The sequence below is a fragment of the Shimia sp. R10_1 genome (genome assembly GCF_017744095.1).
Lineage (GTDB): Bacteria > Pseudomonadota > Alphaproteobacteria > Rhodobacterales > Rhodobacteraceae > Shimia.
Map to the genome: position 1 here is coordinate 287,669 of NZ_JAGHQX010000004.1, position 13,037 is coordinate 300,705.

General features: G+C 56.9%; 10 protein-coding genes. 7 read left to right on the plus strand and 3 right to left on the minus strand.

What is annotated here, in order from left to right; genetic code table 11:
• The first annotated feature begins 1 nt into the window (after position 1).
• Positions 2–1,339 carry an ABC transporter permease subunit gene (locus J7413_RS10270; RefSeq protein WP_209097985.1) on the plus strand — a complete coding sequence of 446 codons (1,338 nt, stop codon included), beginning with the start codon at positions 2–4 and terminating at the stop codon, positions 1,337–1,339.
• A 60-nt stretch (positions 1,340–1,399) separates the two neighbouring features.
• Entirely contained in the window at positions 1,400–2,047 is a 648-nt protein-coding gene (locus J7413_RS10275) for a GNAT family N-acetyltransferase (RefSeq protein ID WP_209097986.1), read from the plus strand.
• On the opposite strand, the gene J7413_RS10280 is transcribed toward J7413_RS10275, so the two are convergent.
• Positions 2,033–2,923, minus strand: a complete 891-nt coding sequence (locus J7413_RS10280; RefSeq protein ID WP_209097987.1) for a helix-turn-helix domain-containing protein — start codon at positions 2,921–2,923, stop codon at positions 2,033–2,035. The two genes, J7413_RS10275 and J7413_RS10280, sit on opposite strands and share 15 nt — an antisense overlap.
• Before the next feature lie 95 nt (positions 2,924–3,018).
• Between J7413_RS10280 and J7413_RS10285 the strand changes: the two genes are divergently transcribed.
• Both J7413_RS10285 and J7413_RS10290 read left to right on the plus strand, forming a co-directional pair.
• Positions 3,019–3,819, plus strand: coding sequence for an MBL fold metallo-hydrolase (locus J7413_RS10285; RefSeq protein ID WP_209097988.1), 801 nt, complete (start codon positions 3,019–3,021; stop codon positions 3,817–3,819).
• A 139-nt stretch (positions 3,820–3,958) separates the two neighbouring features.
• Positions 3,959–4,510 carry a TetR/AcrR family transcriptional regulator gene (locus J7413_RS10290; RefSeq protein WP_209097989.1) on the plus strand — a complete coding sequence of 184 codons (552 nt, stop codon included), beginning with the start codon at positions 3,959–3,961 and terminating at the stop codon, positions 4,508–4,510.
• Between the two features lie 28 nt (positions 4,511–4,538).
• Here the strand turns inward: J7413_RS10290 and J7413_RS10295 are convergent, their stop codons facing one another.
• Together J7413_RS10295 and J7413_RS10300 are read right to left on the minus strand one after the other, a co-directional pair.
• A complete protein-coding gene (locus J7413_RS10295) occupies positions 4,539–7,991 on the minus strand; it encodes a translocation/assembly module TamB domain-containing protein (protein WP_209097990.1) in 3,453 nt (1,150 codons plus the stop codon).
• Complete coding sequence (locus J7413_RS10300) at positions 7,991–9,724, minus strand: BamA/TamA family outer membrane protein (RefSeq protein WP_209097991.1); 1,734 nt, start codon at positions 9,722–9,724, stop codon at positions 7,991–7,993. The genes J7413_RS10295 and J7413_RS10300 overlap by 1 nt, the downstream gene beginning before the upstream one ends.
• 208 nt (positions 9,725–9,932) lie before the next feature.
• Between J7413_RS10300 and J7413_RS10305 the strand changes: the two genes are divergently transcribed.
• The 3 genes from J7413_RS10305 (at position 9,933) to J7413_RS10315 (ending at position 13,032) form a co-directional block, all read left to right on the plus strand.
• On the plus strand, positions 9,933–10,676 hold the full coding sequence (locus J7413_RS10305) for a lysophospholipid acyltransferase family protein (protein ID WP_209097992.1): 744 nt from the start codon (positions 9,933–9,935) through the stop codon (positions 10,674–10,676).
• A 111-nt stretch (positions 10,677–10,787) separates the two neighbouring features.
• Positions 10,788–11,633, plus strand: a complete 846-nt coding sequence (locus J7413_RS10310; protein WP_209097993.1) for a flagellar motor protein MotB — start codon at positions 10,788–10,790, stop codon at positions 11,631–11,633.
• A 94-nt stretch (positions 11,634–11,727) separates the two neighbouring features.
• Positions 11,728–13,032, plus strand: coding sequence for a flagellar hook-basal body complex protein (locus J7413_RS10315; RefSeq protein WP_209097994.1), 1,305 nt, complete (start codon positions 11,728–11,730; stop codon positions 13,030–13,032).
• Positions 13,033–13,037 lie beyond the last annotated feature (5 nt).

Sequence of the window (13,037 nt, forward strand, 5' to 3'; positions counted from 1 at the left end):
GATGGGGCAGATTTTAGCGGATCTTGGTGGTGAACTGGCCACATTGTTTCTGTCGGTCCTGGGGGCGCTGCCTTATTTGGCGCTTTACGTCGGGCTGATCCTGTTTGCGCTGTTTGTTTTCACGCAAGTGAAACAACGGCTTTCTTCTCTACAAGATTATACCTCGCTGAAAACCGTGACTTTTGGCGATGAGAGCGCGGTGATCTCCAACAAAGCAGCGTCGGTGATTTCCGTTGTGCTGATCTTTGTGATCTGGGGGGCGTTCACGGGCTCCAAATGGTTGCCGGGTTTCCTGCACGCGCCGGGGCCGTTTCTTGGCGAAGCGAGTTTTACCTACACGCTTGAAGCAGAGGATGGCAGCACGGATGATGCCACAGTCAGCGTCATTGTACATGAGGCGGGCCAAGTTCCGGATGCACCAGAGGTCGCACCGGGTGAAGGTGTTGCAAAAGATGATGTACTGGTCGTGCAGGCCTATCGCAGTAAGCTTTTGCGCTGGGATGCCAATGATGAGGTGACCCGCAAGGATGGTGCGAAGATTGTTGCGGTTGATGGCGAACCGATCAGCCGGGACGCGGATGTAGAAGTGGGCTTTGGTCGTGTCGCACTGACAGACAAAGGCACGCTGAACTTTGAGCCTGCAAAAGGCATGCAGATGGAGTCAATCTGGCTGCCCGCACCCGAAAGCGTGTGGCAACGTTTGATATCTGTGAGCCGGGATGGCTATCAGAATGTCACTTTGGCAGAGCATCTGAGCTATTCCCTGTTCCGCGTGATTGTGGGGTTTGCCTTGGGGGCGGCCGTTGGTATTCCGCTTGGCTATGCCATGGGCCTGTCCAATTGGTTCCGCGGCTGGTTTGATCCGATCGTCGAATTCATGCGCCCTGTGCCGCCTCTGGCGCTGATCCCGCTGGTGATCATCTGGGCGGGGATTGGTGAGCAGGGCAAGATCATCCTGCTGTTCCTTGCAGCCCTTTGGATTATGGCGATTGGCGCGCGCTCGGGTGTGTCTGGCGTGAAGATATCCAAAGTGCATGCGGCCTATTCTCTGGGGGCAAACAAACGCCAAATCCTGCGCCATGTGATCATTCCAAACTCTCTGCCGGAGATATTCACGGCGGCACGCGTCGCTATGGGGGTCTGTTGGGGCACCGTGGTTGCCGCAGAACTTGTAGCGGCGGAAAAAGGTGTGGGTAAAATGATTGTTGCCGCATCGAAATTCCAGGACACCGACATCGTACTGATGGGGATCATCCTGATCGGAATCATCGGTTTTGGCATCGATATGCTGATGCGTTGGGGTGAAAAGTACTTGGTGCCTTGGAAAGGCAAAGGCTGATAAGCAGCGAGGTGAGGATACCCACGCCTCACCTCATTTCCCCCGAAAGACAGGGCGCCTGTGCAAGATGGACTGGGCATCGTGATCACCATTAGACCAGCACGCGCGTCTGATCAGGGCGCGCTTTATGACATTGTTCTGAAGACAGGGTTGTCAGGCGCGGATGCATCGCATTTGTACAATGATCCAAAGATGTTGGGGCATATTTACACCGCCCCTTATGTGGCACTCGTCCCTGCGCTTGCCTTTGTTGCTGAACGCGAGGGTCGGGTTGTTGGGTATGTTTGCGGCGTGGCGCATACACGTGCATTTGAAGCATTGCAGGAGGCCGCTTGGTGGCCTGCGCTGCGCAATCAGTATGCGTGTCCGAAGGAAGCCAGCCGAACCGAATGGACGGCTGACCAAATCCGCGCGGCATGGATACATCATCCGACGCCGACGCCTGCCTATGTGGCGGGTCCCTTTCCGGCGCATTTGCATATGAATCTCAGCCCAGAGGTCCGTGGTGCTGGGCTGGGGCGGCGCTTGTTTGAAACATGGTGCGCGGCAGCAAAGCTGCGTGGCGTGCACGCCATGCACATCGGTGCGAACCCTGCGAATGCAGGTGGCATCGCGTTCTGGGCGCGCATGGGGTTTGAGCGGCTTGGGACACCTGCGGGGGAGGAGCCTTCTTCGGCCGCATGGATGGGGCGCTCAAGTGCCTTGTGACCACACAGATTTTCGAAAACTTGTGGGCGTCATGCCGGTGATGCGCGAAAACACACGATGAAATGCAGGCAGATCACGATAGCCTGATTGTGCCGCAACCTGGGCAACAGGCAGGCGACTGTCTGCAAGCAAAGACTTGGCGCGCTCTATGCGGAGTTTCTGCATATACTGCGTGAGCGTGAAACCCGTCGCGGCAGTAAACCGCCGTTGTAGACTGCGCGGGGACACCCCCGCGACTTCAGCCAATTGCGCCACAGATAGGGTTTCTTGCAGGGCGCGCTCAAGCTCATGTTGGGCACGCAAGATCTGCTGGTCTCCATGGTCCATGTTGGGATGAAACCGCTGAAACCGCCTCTGGTCGCGCCTTACTGGTTCGACGATGAAATGGCGCGCGGTGTTGAGCATGACCTCGTGCCCAGCGAGGCGCTCAATCACGATCAACGCAAGATCGACCCAGGCCATCATCCCGCCTGCGGTGACAAGGTTCTGATGCTCGATGACCAATCTGTCTGTGTCGATCTGAAGGTGGGGCCAGGTCTTGCGCAACTGTGGCGCGACGCCCCAGTGCGTGGTCACTGCACGTCCCCCATCAATACCCGCCGCGGCAATCCAGCTGACCCCAACACACGCCGAGCAAATAAGACTGCCTGCCGCCGCACTGCGCTGGAGATAGCTGACAAGCTCTGGATGGGCCTCGGGTGCCACTTGCTCTGCCGCCGGTGGCAGCAGAATAGCGGCGGGAGATCGGGGCAGATCGTCCCCGTTAGATACGATTTTTGGGTGCAGATTCGTATGCGTGAAAAAGTCATTTAATCCCAATACAGCAGACTGCAGGGCGCCGGGGTAGGCGAGGATCATTGTCGGGGCATTGGGCATGGCGTGGCATAATTGGCAAATTATTTGTCATTTACGACAATAGCACCGCCGCGCTGATCTGCCATATGATTTGTGCAACAGACATGGAGCATATCATGACAGAGATCCCCTTTGGCCTGCAGATTGGCGATATAGAGCTGACAACCTTCAACGATGGCGGCTTTGCGTTGCCGGCCGCCTATTTTGCCAATGTACCCGCAGATGTGGCATTGGCCGAGCAAGTGAATATCGGAGCCAACCTTTGGCTGGTGCGCGCAGGGGATCGTGTGATCCTTGTGGACACGGGCTCTGCTGAGGCGCTCAAGGCGCGCTTTCCGGAGACAGGGCAGGCATGGGGCGCACTGCAGGCGCTTGCGCCAACCGACATTGTGCTCACCCATATGCACGCAGATCATCTGGGCGGTTTTCTGGACGGGGCCGCGTTTTCAGAGGCAACAATCCACGTGGCGCAGGCTGAATGGGCGTTCTGGACCAATCCGGGGCTTCCGGACGCTGTCGACGAAGACACCCGCCCGATGGTGCAAATGATTCAGAGCATCGCGACAGGCATCGCAGATCGTGTGAAACTCTTTGAATCGGGGGAGAGCCTTGTGGAGGGGGTGCAATTTGTCTCTCTTCCGGGCCACACGCCCGGCCACTCTGGCCTGCACCTGCAAAGCGGTGATGACGCACTTCTGATTATTGGTGACGCGGTGATCTCAGAGGCGCTTCAGTTTGCCAATCCAGAGATTTCCTATGCGCTGGATGGCGATGCCGCGCAGGCGGTTGAAACCCGGCGTGCCTTATTGGCCAAGGCGGCTGCGCAGGGCACCACAATTGCGGCGACACATTTCGCCTTCCCCGGTCTTGGCAAAGTCGAGATGGACGGGGACGTTTTTCGCTTTCTGCCACTTTAAGGCGATCAAACGTTCGGGTCTTATGGTTGGTGATCAGAGACCCCTTGTTTGAAAACCGCCCTGCGCGTAGGCTCGGTTCCCAAGTGAGCGCAAGTTCATTGGGGACTGGGACTAAACGAGCGCAGGGACACGACACAGAATGCGTGAAAAGATACTGGAAGCCACTGCGGCGATGCTGGTGGCCCATGGAACACAGGCTTCCATGTCCAAGATTGCGCAGCGCGCAGGGGTGGCGACAGGCTCGCTTTATAATCATTTCGCAAACAAAGATGTGCTGATCCGCGCAGTTTATGATGACCTTGCTACGGTGATGGCACATGCGCTCACCGCTGGTGATGATCCGAGTGACCCCGCCCTTGTTCGGTTGGAACGCTATATCGACAATCACATTGATTTCATGTGGCAGGATGCGGATCGTGCGGTTCTGTTTGAATATCTGTCAAACGTACCCTTGATGCCGGGGGCAGACGTCATGGCCAGTTTTCAAAAATCGTCCTCCTTTATTGCCAGTGTATTGCAGCAACTTCAGGATGAAGGCGGCTGTATTGCCGGTGATGCCGGTGTGATGGGCGGCTTTATCGGGGGCGCAATCCGCAACACGTTGAAATGGCAACGCGCGCAGGGAACCCCGTTGAGTGACGAAACCCGCGCACAGCTGCGAGAGATGTGTTTGCGCAGTGTATGCGTATAAACACGGTGCTGCGCGCAGCTTTTGCGCATCAGTAGTCGCGCTGAAAGAAGACCCCGATCGCGCTCTCATCGTCTGACCCAACGGTGCCTTTGACCGTCAGATTCTCGTTCACATCCAGGTTGATACTGATGTTGCTTTTGCCTTCGCTGTCGACACCAACCTCAGTGTAAATGTTTTCGCTGATGTATTTGCCCGCGCGCACGCCGGGCGCGCCATTTTCATCAAATGTCAGGCCAAAGTCATCAAGCCCAACATTTTTGCCCAAAGCTGGCCCGCGTGCGCCCGAACCGGAGAGCGTTGCCAGCGCGGCAGCAAGTTGAGCGGCCTGCAGCGGAGAAATACTGGAGAGATCACGTCCAAACAGCAGCTGTGACAGCACTTCGTCATCCGGCAACTCAGGATCGCTTTCCAATTTGATTTCCGGATCATCCATCCGACCGTCAATAATGATGAAGATGGTCGCATCCGGTTGTTCCGCTGTGGCTTGAACCCGCATCGTCGGGATGAAATCTCCCAGCAGAGAGATGGTTCCTTCATCCAGCTCAAATGGGTTTGAAAGGAAGTCTAGTCGTCCCCGAATGAGGTCAAGCTCACCGTTAGGCACGATGTTGTTTGTGGTCCCGGTGACCTGCATGGCACCGTTAAAGTCTGCGTTCAGTCCGAGGCCGCGTACGGCAATACGATCCCCGATACTGACCGTAACATCCAGCCCGAAAGGCGGCGCGGCAGGGCCTGCAGCGGCTTCGTCACGGGCAATCAACCCAGCACGATCCCGCGTGGTGAACACGGCACCGGGTTCGGCCAGATGGGTGATATCAGGCACCGCCCCCCCACCTGACAAACCGACGGGAGAAATGCGGATATTGGTCTGCGTGAGGTTGATATCCCCCGCAATCTGTCCACCGCCTGTGGCTGGACCAGACAGCGTGATGGTGCCATTGGCTGTTGTCTCAAACAGCTGGCCCTGTTGGTATTGCAGGTTGCGCAAGCTCACAGGCAGGTTGGCATTAAACGGAGGCGCCAAACCAAGCGAGCCTGCAACGCCAATCTCACCGCCACCTGAAAACTGAGTGGTGATGTTGATTTGCGCTGCCGTGTTGGCCAGACCAATCGTGCCAGAGATATCCTCCAATGCGATCCGCAGATCTGGCAGAGCAAAGCGTGCACCAGACAGGGAAACCGTGCCTGTGACGCTGGCAGGCTCCAGGGCGCCGCGCATCCGCAGGTCATATTGAGCAAGCCCTTGAATGGCATTTGGTTGCAAAAATGGATTGGCGGCTGCCAAAGGAAGCGTGCCTGACACGGTAAAATCTGTGCCGTCCCCCTGCGGGTCGATCACGCCTTGTCCGCTGCCTTTGCTGTCAAACGGGGCGCCCAAATCGAAATCCAGCGCCCAGCCTGTGTCTGTTTCCGCTGCGGTGCCTTTGATGCTCGCTGCGCCGGGCAGGCTCGGAATGAAGCTGTCGACCTTGCCGATTTCAAAGTCGTACTCTGCCGAAGGTTTCCCAGCTTTGGGCAAGGCGGCCTTAATGGTTGCGCGGGTCTCGGCGGGTGCTGTTGCAGAAAGATCAAAAGCCCAGTCCGCGCCGGTTTGCTTGGCGCTGCCTGCCACAGTCGCGGGGCCGTTGAGCCCCTCTAGTTGCACAAGCGCTGCGACCTCTGCCAGTGCCGCCTCAAATTGAAGGTCGCTGTTCTCGCTGGCCAATGTGCCTTTGCCCGAGGCGGTGAGCTGAGAGGTTTCGATATCCCCCTTGCGCAAAGTCAGGCCCGTTTCATCACGCTTTGCGGAGAGCGCAAGGCTGCTCTCTCCCGTCAGAAGCGCATCCACCTGCGCCTCGCCGATCGCAAGATCTGTTGCATTGGCTGTCAAATCCAGATCAAAGCCAGCGCTGAGTGGGGCAATGTCCCCGGTCAGCTGCGCCGCGATCGCGCCTCCAAGTTCCCGCCCGACAAGCCCTGCAAATCGCGCCAGATCGGGTACGGAAAGATCCGCGTTTGTGGCAATGCGCATATCTTGACCTTGGCCGGTCAGATGGGCGTCCCCTTTAAAAGACGCCTGCGCAGCATCGACTGACAGATTGGTGAGCCGCACACCGTCGCCATCTGTCCAGTCGACGTTCGCCGTCAGGCTGGCGCTGTCCCCCACAGCATCGGTCAGGGCGGGGTCTGGCAGCGCGAGCCCCGTCATATTGAGTGCAATATCTGCCGTCACACGGCGTTTGGGGGTGGTGACAATGTCTCCACGTCCATCAAGCTGCACACGCTCAAGCGTGACGTCTTCAGTTTCAATACCTGATACGTTGCCCTTTAGCGTCCAGACCTGCCCTTTTCCAGCATCAAATACCGCCTTCAGTGCGGCGCTCTGAACATAGTTTTTGGGGCCGCTCACCGGCAGCAAAACCCGCGCGCCTGTGTCGTCGCGCAAGAGAATGTCGAGGTCAAACCGCTCAGGCAAATTTGCCGCACTGAGCGCGAGTTCGCCGTTCAGATTGAGACTGCGAGACGTCAGGCTGAGGGTGTCCAGTGTCGTGCGCCCATCCCCAAAACGGCGCAACAATGTTTGAAGCGCGATGCTTTCGCCAAAGAAATCTTTGTAATCGGGCGCAAACAATGGCGCCATGTTGCCCGCGATGTCCGCGCGTATGACTTGCGTGGGTTTGCTCGCCTCTTGTGCGGTCTCTGTGGTGGATGCCGGGGCAGGCTCGGTGGACAGCTCCACCTGACCGGCCAGGCGTTCTTCACCATCACTTGTCAGGCGCAGATCTGCAGTAAAATCGCTCAAAGGACCTTCGCCGAGCACAGTCAGCCCAAGCGCTGGCGCATCGGGGAGCTGTGCCAGTGTGGCCACCAACCCACCGGGGTCTTCAGCAGCCTGAAGATCCAGCCGCAGCATGCCCGTCTCATTGGCGTAGGCCCCGTCCACTGAGAACTGGCCTGCAGGCCCGCCCATGCGCGTGGCGCTGAGCAGCACTTCACCTGCGCCGCTTTCCAAAATCAGGCGCGCGTTCAGTGAGAAATCTACGGCTTCTCCCAAGATCGGTGCGCCCAGTGAAATGCGATCCGCCTTCAGGGACTTGATATTGATGCTGACGGGCAGCTCTGGCAACGCAAAAGGCTTGGTTTCGGCGGTTGTCGGGCTTGGGTCCGTTTTGGGAATGCGCGCCAGGTTGATTTCCGCCGCACTCAGCTCATTCACATTCACATTGCCGCGCAGAACCGCGAGCCTGTTCCAATCAAGCGACAGCCCCTTGAGTGACAGCCAAGGCCCGTCCACATCTGAAATGCGCAATTCTTCGATTGTGGCAGTGGAGCTGATCGCCCCGCGCAGACCGATGACCTCCACCTCGCGGCCCGCGCCCGACAGGGAATCTTCCAAAAACCGCGTCAGCATGCCTTTGTCTTCGTCACTGGCGTCTTCGTTGTCTTGCGCGAAGGCCGCGAAGGGCAAAAAACAGAACAGAATGAGAGCAAGCCAGCGCATCAGAAAGCGTGTCCTATACCAATATAGAGCTGAACACCTTCGCCGGTGTTGCCAGAAACAGGCAGGCCCAAATCCGCGCGAATAGGTCCAAACCCTGTGTTGTAGCGCACGCCGAGACCCGCACCAGAATGGAAGCTGCCATCTCCAAAGATGTTGGAGGTTTCGCCGACAAAGCCGCCATCAAAAAAGGCGACCGTGGTGAAAGTGTCGTTGATCTTAATGCGCGCTTCGGTGGACACACCCAGGAAGGACAAACCCCCGCTGTCGATGCCATTTACCGTCACAAAGCCGGATTGATAGGGTTGACCACGCACCGTGCCACCGCCGCCAGAATAAAACAGCAGATCCGGCGGGGTGCCGCGAATGCTGGGGCCAAGGATGCTGCCCACTTGGATGCGCCCCGCTGCAATCAGCCGATCGTCTGCGCCAAAACTCAGGTACCCGCGCACGTCCCCCTCAAGAAACAGCGCGGGTTCTGTGTCGGAAAAACCCGCATAGGGAAAGGCCGTCGCCTGTATGAAATAGCCGCTGGTTGGATTGACGATCACGTCGCGCCGATCGAGCTTTGCATAGGCCCGCACCCCAAGGGCTTGAAACTCACGTTCCCCAAAGTTGTCATCAACATCCGAATGAAACCCGGTCAGCGCAGCGCTGGTCTCCAGCCGCTCAGACACAATGCGCTTATAGCCCACACTGGCCCCAAATTGACGCAGAAAATACAGATCTTCGTCTTCTTGCTTAATCTCAGCTCCGATCACGAGGGCCGTGTCTGAATTGAACGTCGCTGGCCGGGAATAAAGTGTACCCAAGCGATAGTTCAAACCGGCGCTGTCGCCACCGATGTTCTCAATCTCCGCATCAAAACGCAGGTTTTCTGCGCCACCGCGCAGGTTGCGGTGCATCCAAAAGGCCGACAGTGAGAGCCCTTCGGTGCTTTCCAATTCTGCACCAAACCCAAAGCGACGCGGCGGGCTGTCGACCAGCGCGAGCTCCATGTCCAAAGTGCCATCAGGATTGGCTTCTTCAGCCTCCCGCAAGTCCACTGTGCGGAAGGTATCTGTCCGACGCAGGCGCGCAGTGACTTGGCGTGTGGTTTCAGGGCTGAACGTGCTGCCGGTAGGCAGATCGGCAATTTCCACGACGCGTTCAGTGCGCACATTGGATTGGCCTTTGTAGATCAGGTTGCCATACTTCAATTTCGGGCCAGGATCGACAGTGACCGCCACATCCAGCTCCGAGGCACGATGGTCTGCACTGATTTGTTGGTTTGATATCTTGGCTTTGGCATGCCCTTCATCGCGCCAACCGCTGATGGCCACGCGGGCTGCGTTTTCAACGGCGGCAAGATCGGCAGGGGCCGTGGGGGCAAATTCCTCGGGCAGTTCAGTTTTCGGTGTGACTGGCGCGATTTGTGTTTGGCCAAAGCGAAAGCGCGGACCCGTTGTCACGGTCACGCTTGCACGTGATACTGTGTTGATCTGGGCGAACGGAGAGATGTTCGCGGCTTCTTGCCCGTTCACCTTAATGGAGATCGACGGCCCAAAATAGCCAGCGCGATACAACACCCCCAACAGGCGTCTGTAGTCCGATTGCGCCGCCGCTACGATGTCCTGGCCCTCTGTGGTGCCATCGTTTTTGGCGGCTGTCAGCAAGGACGAAGATTGCAATCTCTCAGAGAGCCCTTCTTCCCCGCCCGACATGCGGAAGTCGATTTCAAATGCATTTGCGGTCAAACTTGAAAGGCAAAATGCCGCCACAAAGATACATGGCGCTACGCTGAGTTCGCGGACCCATCTTGTGCGTCGTCGCAACCTAATCCCCCAATGCGTCAAAACAACACTCTATAAAAATCATGGTGATGAAACACTTGCTCCACACGCTGTGGCTAGAGTAGCTCAAGTCGGACTCGCTGGCTATATGGCAAAGTAAGGAAGCACCACAGTGCCGCAGCTGACTCACAATGAAAGCACCAAGGTTTTGAGACCCAGGAAACACTCATGGCTGGCCCTGATCGCGTTGCGCAGCGTGCTGTTTTATGTTGGGGCAAGTCTGGCGGCAGTGCCGTTTTTGCTTTTGTGGCCAGGGATCTGCCTGTCACGGGATACGGTCTACGCCGTGACGGATCGCTATTTGCGGATTCAGTTGTGGCTGCTGCGTGTGATGTGTGGCGTGCGCTACGAGGTGCGTGGACAAGAAAATTTGCCCGATACGCCTGTTTTGATGGCGTCACAGCATGAAAGCACATGGGAGACGCTGTTTTTTCAGCTCCTTCTCAAACGACCCGTCATGTACGCCAAGCAACCGATTTTTTCGTATCCGATTTTTGGGCCATTGATGCGCAAGCTCGGGCATGTCCCTGTGGCGACAAGCGCAACTGGGGACACGATGCGTGATGGGTTTCGGGCTGGTGCGGCTGCGGTCAAAGAGGGGCGGAACCTGCTTATTTTCCCAAGCGGTACGCGCCGCTTGTCGCAGGATGGGCAGGTGCAGGCAGGCGTTGGCGTTCTTTATCAGCTGGCTGGTGTGCCGGCCGTGCCGATCCGTCTGAATTCCGGGGCCTGCTGGCCGTATGGGACATTTTTTAAATATCCAGGCACTATTATAGTGGAAATCGGTGCGCCGATTGAAGCAGGTCTGGATCGTCGCAGCTTTATGGCGCAGCTGTCAGCAGCTTTGCACGGTTAACGGTAGAGGCTTTCGGAAACTCTGTAGAATGCTTCTAAAACCCTGTTTGTTAAGCTCAGGGTAAGACGTCGTGGATAACTGTCATCTTGGGTGAGAAAAAGGTGACGTGCGATGGCAGATAATTCCAACGCGCCGGTGATCATTAAACGAAAGAAAGTGGTCGGCGGTGACGGACATCATGGTGGGGCGTGGAAAATCGCCTATGCGGACTTTGTGACCGCAATGATGGCGTTCTTTCTGTTGATGTGGCTGATTAATGCGACAACAGAACAACAAAGGCTGGGTATTGCGGAGTTCTTCAATCCGACTGTGCCGCTAAACAAGATGTCCGGTGGGGGCAGTGCGATGTTTGGTGGGGACAGCGTTTTGACGGAACGCATTCTGGCTCAGCAAGGCACAGGTGGTTTGCCAACCTCGGTGGAGGGGCAGCCTGATCCAGTTGAATTTGATACCGGAAATCCAAGCGCAGAAGAGGGCGCCTCTGATACTGAGGACGGTTTGTCTGATGTGCAGGATCTTTTGATTGGCGGAGGCGGTGAAAGCTTCCTGTCTGACAATCTGATGAAGCACGTGGTGACACGGCTGACCGATGAAGGCTTGGTAATTGAGCTCTTTGACGCGCCAAATCAGCGACTGTTTGTTGAAGGATCGGCGCAACCTATGCCGCTGCTTCTCGATCTGGCAGAGGTCTTGTCCGAGGTTTCCAATCTTGTGAGCAACAAAGTTGCCGTTGAAGGACATGTGCGTTCAGAGCCGGTGACGGTGCGCAACACACAAGCTTGGCCTTTGTCATCGATTCGCGCAGATGCCATGAGGCAGCTGATGGAGACCTATGGTCTTGATCCCGAACGCATTGCGCGTGTGACAGGGCATGCAGACCGTGAATTGGTGTCAAACATCCCAAGAGACCTGCGAAATAACCGCATTGAGATCATTCTGCTCAGATCTGATCAGTGAGGTAGGGGGATTCTTTTTGGCGCGTTAGTGCGCTGTTAAGTTGGAGCGTCGTAACAGGGAAATCGAACAATAGGTTACAGCAGAAAGGCGTACCATGTCGATTTCCTCTTCGCTTAATGCCGGTGTGGCCGGGTTGTCGTCAAATGCGACGCGCCTGGCGGCAATCTCCGACAACATTGCGAACTCAGCCACCTACGGATACCGTCGTGTGGAGACCGATTTCCAATCCATGGTGACCGGCTCCCGGGGCGGGAAATACACTGCGGGTGGTGTTCAGGCCAGCAGCCGCCGTGTGATTGACACCGGTGGATCACTGATCCCGACAACCAATCCAACGGATCTTGCTGTACGTGGTCGTGGGTTCCTACCGGTGGCCTCTGCGAACGCGATCAACGCAGGCGACCAGAACCCGCAGATGATGCTGGCGACAACGGGATCTTTCCGTGCGGATGAAAACGGATATTTGGTATCCGAAGCTGGCTTGGCATTGATGGGCTGGCCAGCAAATGCTGATGGAACTTTTCCAAACGTTCCACGTGACAGTAACACCGCGCTGCGCCCCATCCGCTTGTTGACCACAGAACTGGCAGGATCACCAACCACAGCCGTTGAACTGGGTGTGAACCTGCCTTCCACCTCAACGGTTGCGGGCGCCACATCCGGTGCGGAAGTGCTTGGCATTGAGTATTTTGGCAACCTCGGTCAGTCAGAGAAACTGGACGTGACATTCACGCCGACCGTACCAGCCTCCGGCTCTTCAAATGAATGGCGCATGGTCATTCGTGACTCCGCATCCGGTAATGCGATTGTAGGGGACTACACTTTCACCTTCAACGATGCGCGTGCCACTGCTGGTACATTGGCCAGCGTGACCACCAACTCTGGCGGCGCCTACGATCCGGCCACGGGTAAAGCGATGTTGACTGTGGGCGGCGGCCCAATCGAGATTGATATCGGTCTCATCGGTCAGACCGGCGGCATGAGCCAGCTTGGCGATACCTACGCGCCGCTGAAAGTGAGCAAAGACGGTGCACCTGTGGGCACGATGAATGAGATCAATGTCGACGGCAATGGCATCGTGACTGCAAAATACAGCAGCGGCGTGACGCGCACGATCTTCAAGATCCCTATGGTGGATGTGCCGAACCCGAATGGTCTTGATATCCAGCTCGATTTCCAAACCTACGTGCCGTCCAACGAAAGTGGATCCTACTTCCTCTGGGATGCAGGCAGCGGTCCGACAGGTGAAATCCTCTCCTTCATGCGGGAAGAATCGGCCACCGATGTGGCGGCTGAATTGACCGACATGATCAAGACACAGCGGGCCTACAGCACCAACGCAAAGATCGTTCAGACCGTGGACGAGATGCTGCAGGAAACCACCAACATCAAGCGCTGATAATC

What these genes read in the sequence shown, in the direction of transcription:
- J7413_RS10270 (WP_209097985.1), top strand. Translation starts at nt 2, where the DNA reads ATGGGGCAGATTTTAGCGGATCTTGGTGGTGAACTGGCCACATTGTTT.
- J7413_RS10280 (WP_209097987.1), bottom strand. Translation starts at nt 2,923, where the DNA reads ATGCCCAATGCCCCGACAATGATCCTCGCCTACCCCGGCGCCCTGCAG.
- J7413_RS10285 (WP_209097988.1), top strand. Translation starts at nt 3,019, where the DNA reads ATGACAGAGATCCCCTTTGGCCTGCAGATTGGCGATATAGAGCTGACA.
- J7413_RS10290 (WP_209097989.1), top strand. Translation starts at nt 3,959, where the DNA reads ATGCGTGAAAAGATACTGGAAGCCACTGCGGCGATGCTGGTGGCCCAT.
- J7413_RS10295 (WP_209097990.1), bottom strand. Translation starts at nt 7,991, where the DNA reads ATGCGCTGGCTTGCTCTCATTCTGTTCTGTTTTTTGCCCTTCGCGGCC.
- J7413_RS10310 (WP_209097993.1), top strand. Translation starts at nt 10,788, where the DNA reads ATGGCAGATAATTCCAACGCGCCGGTGATCATTAAACGAAAGAAAGTG.
- J7413_RS10315 (WP_209097994.1), top strand. Translation starts at nt 11,728, where the DNA reads ATGTCGATTTCCTCTTCGCTTAATGCCGGTGTGGCCGGGTTGTCGTCA.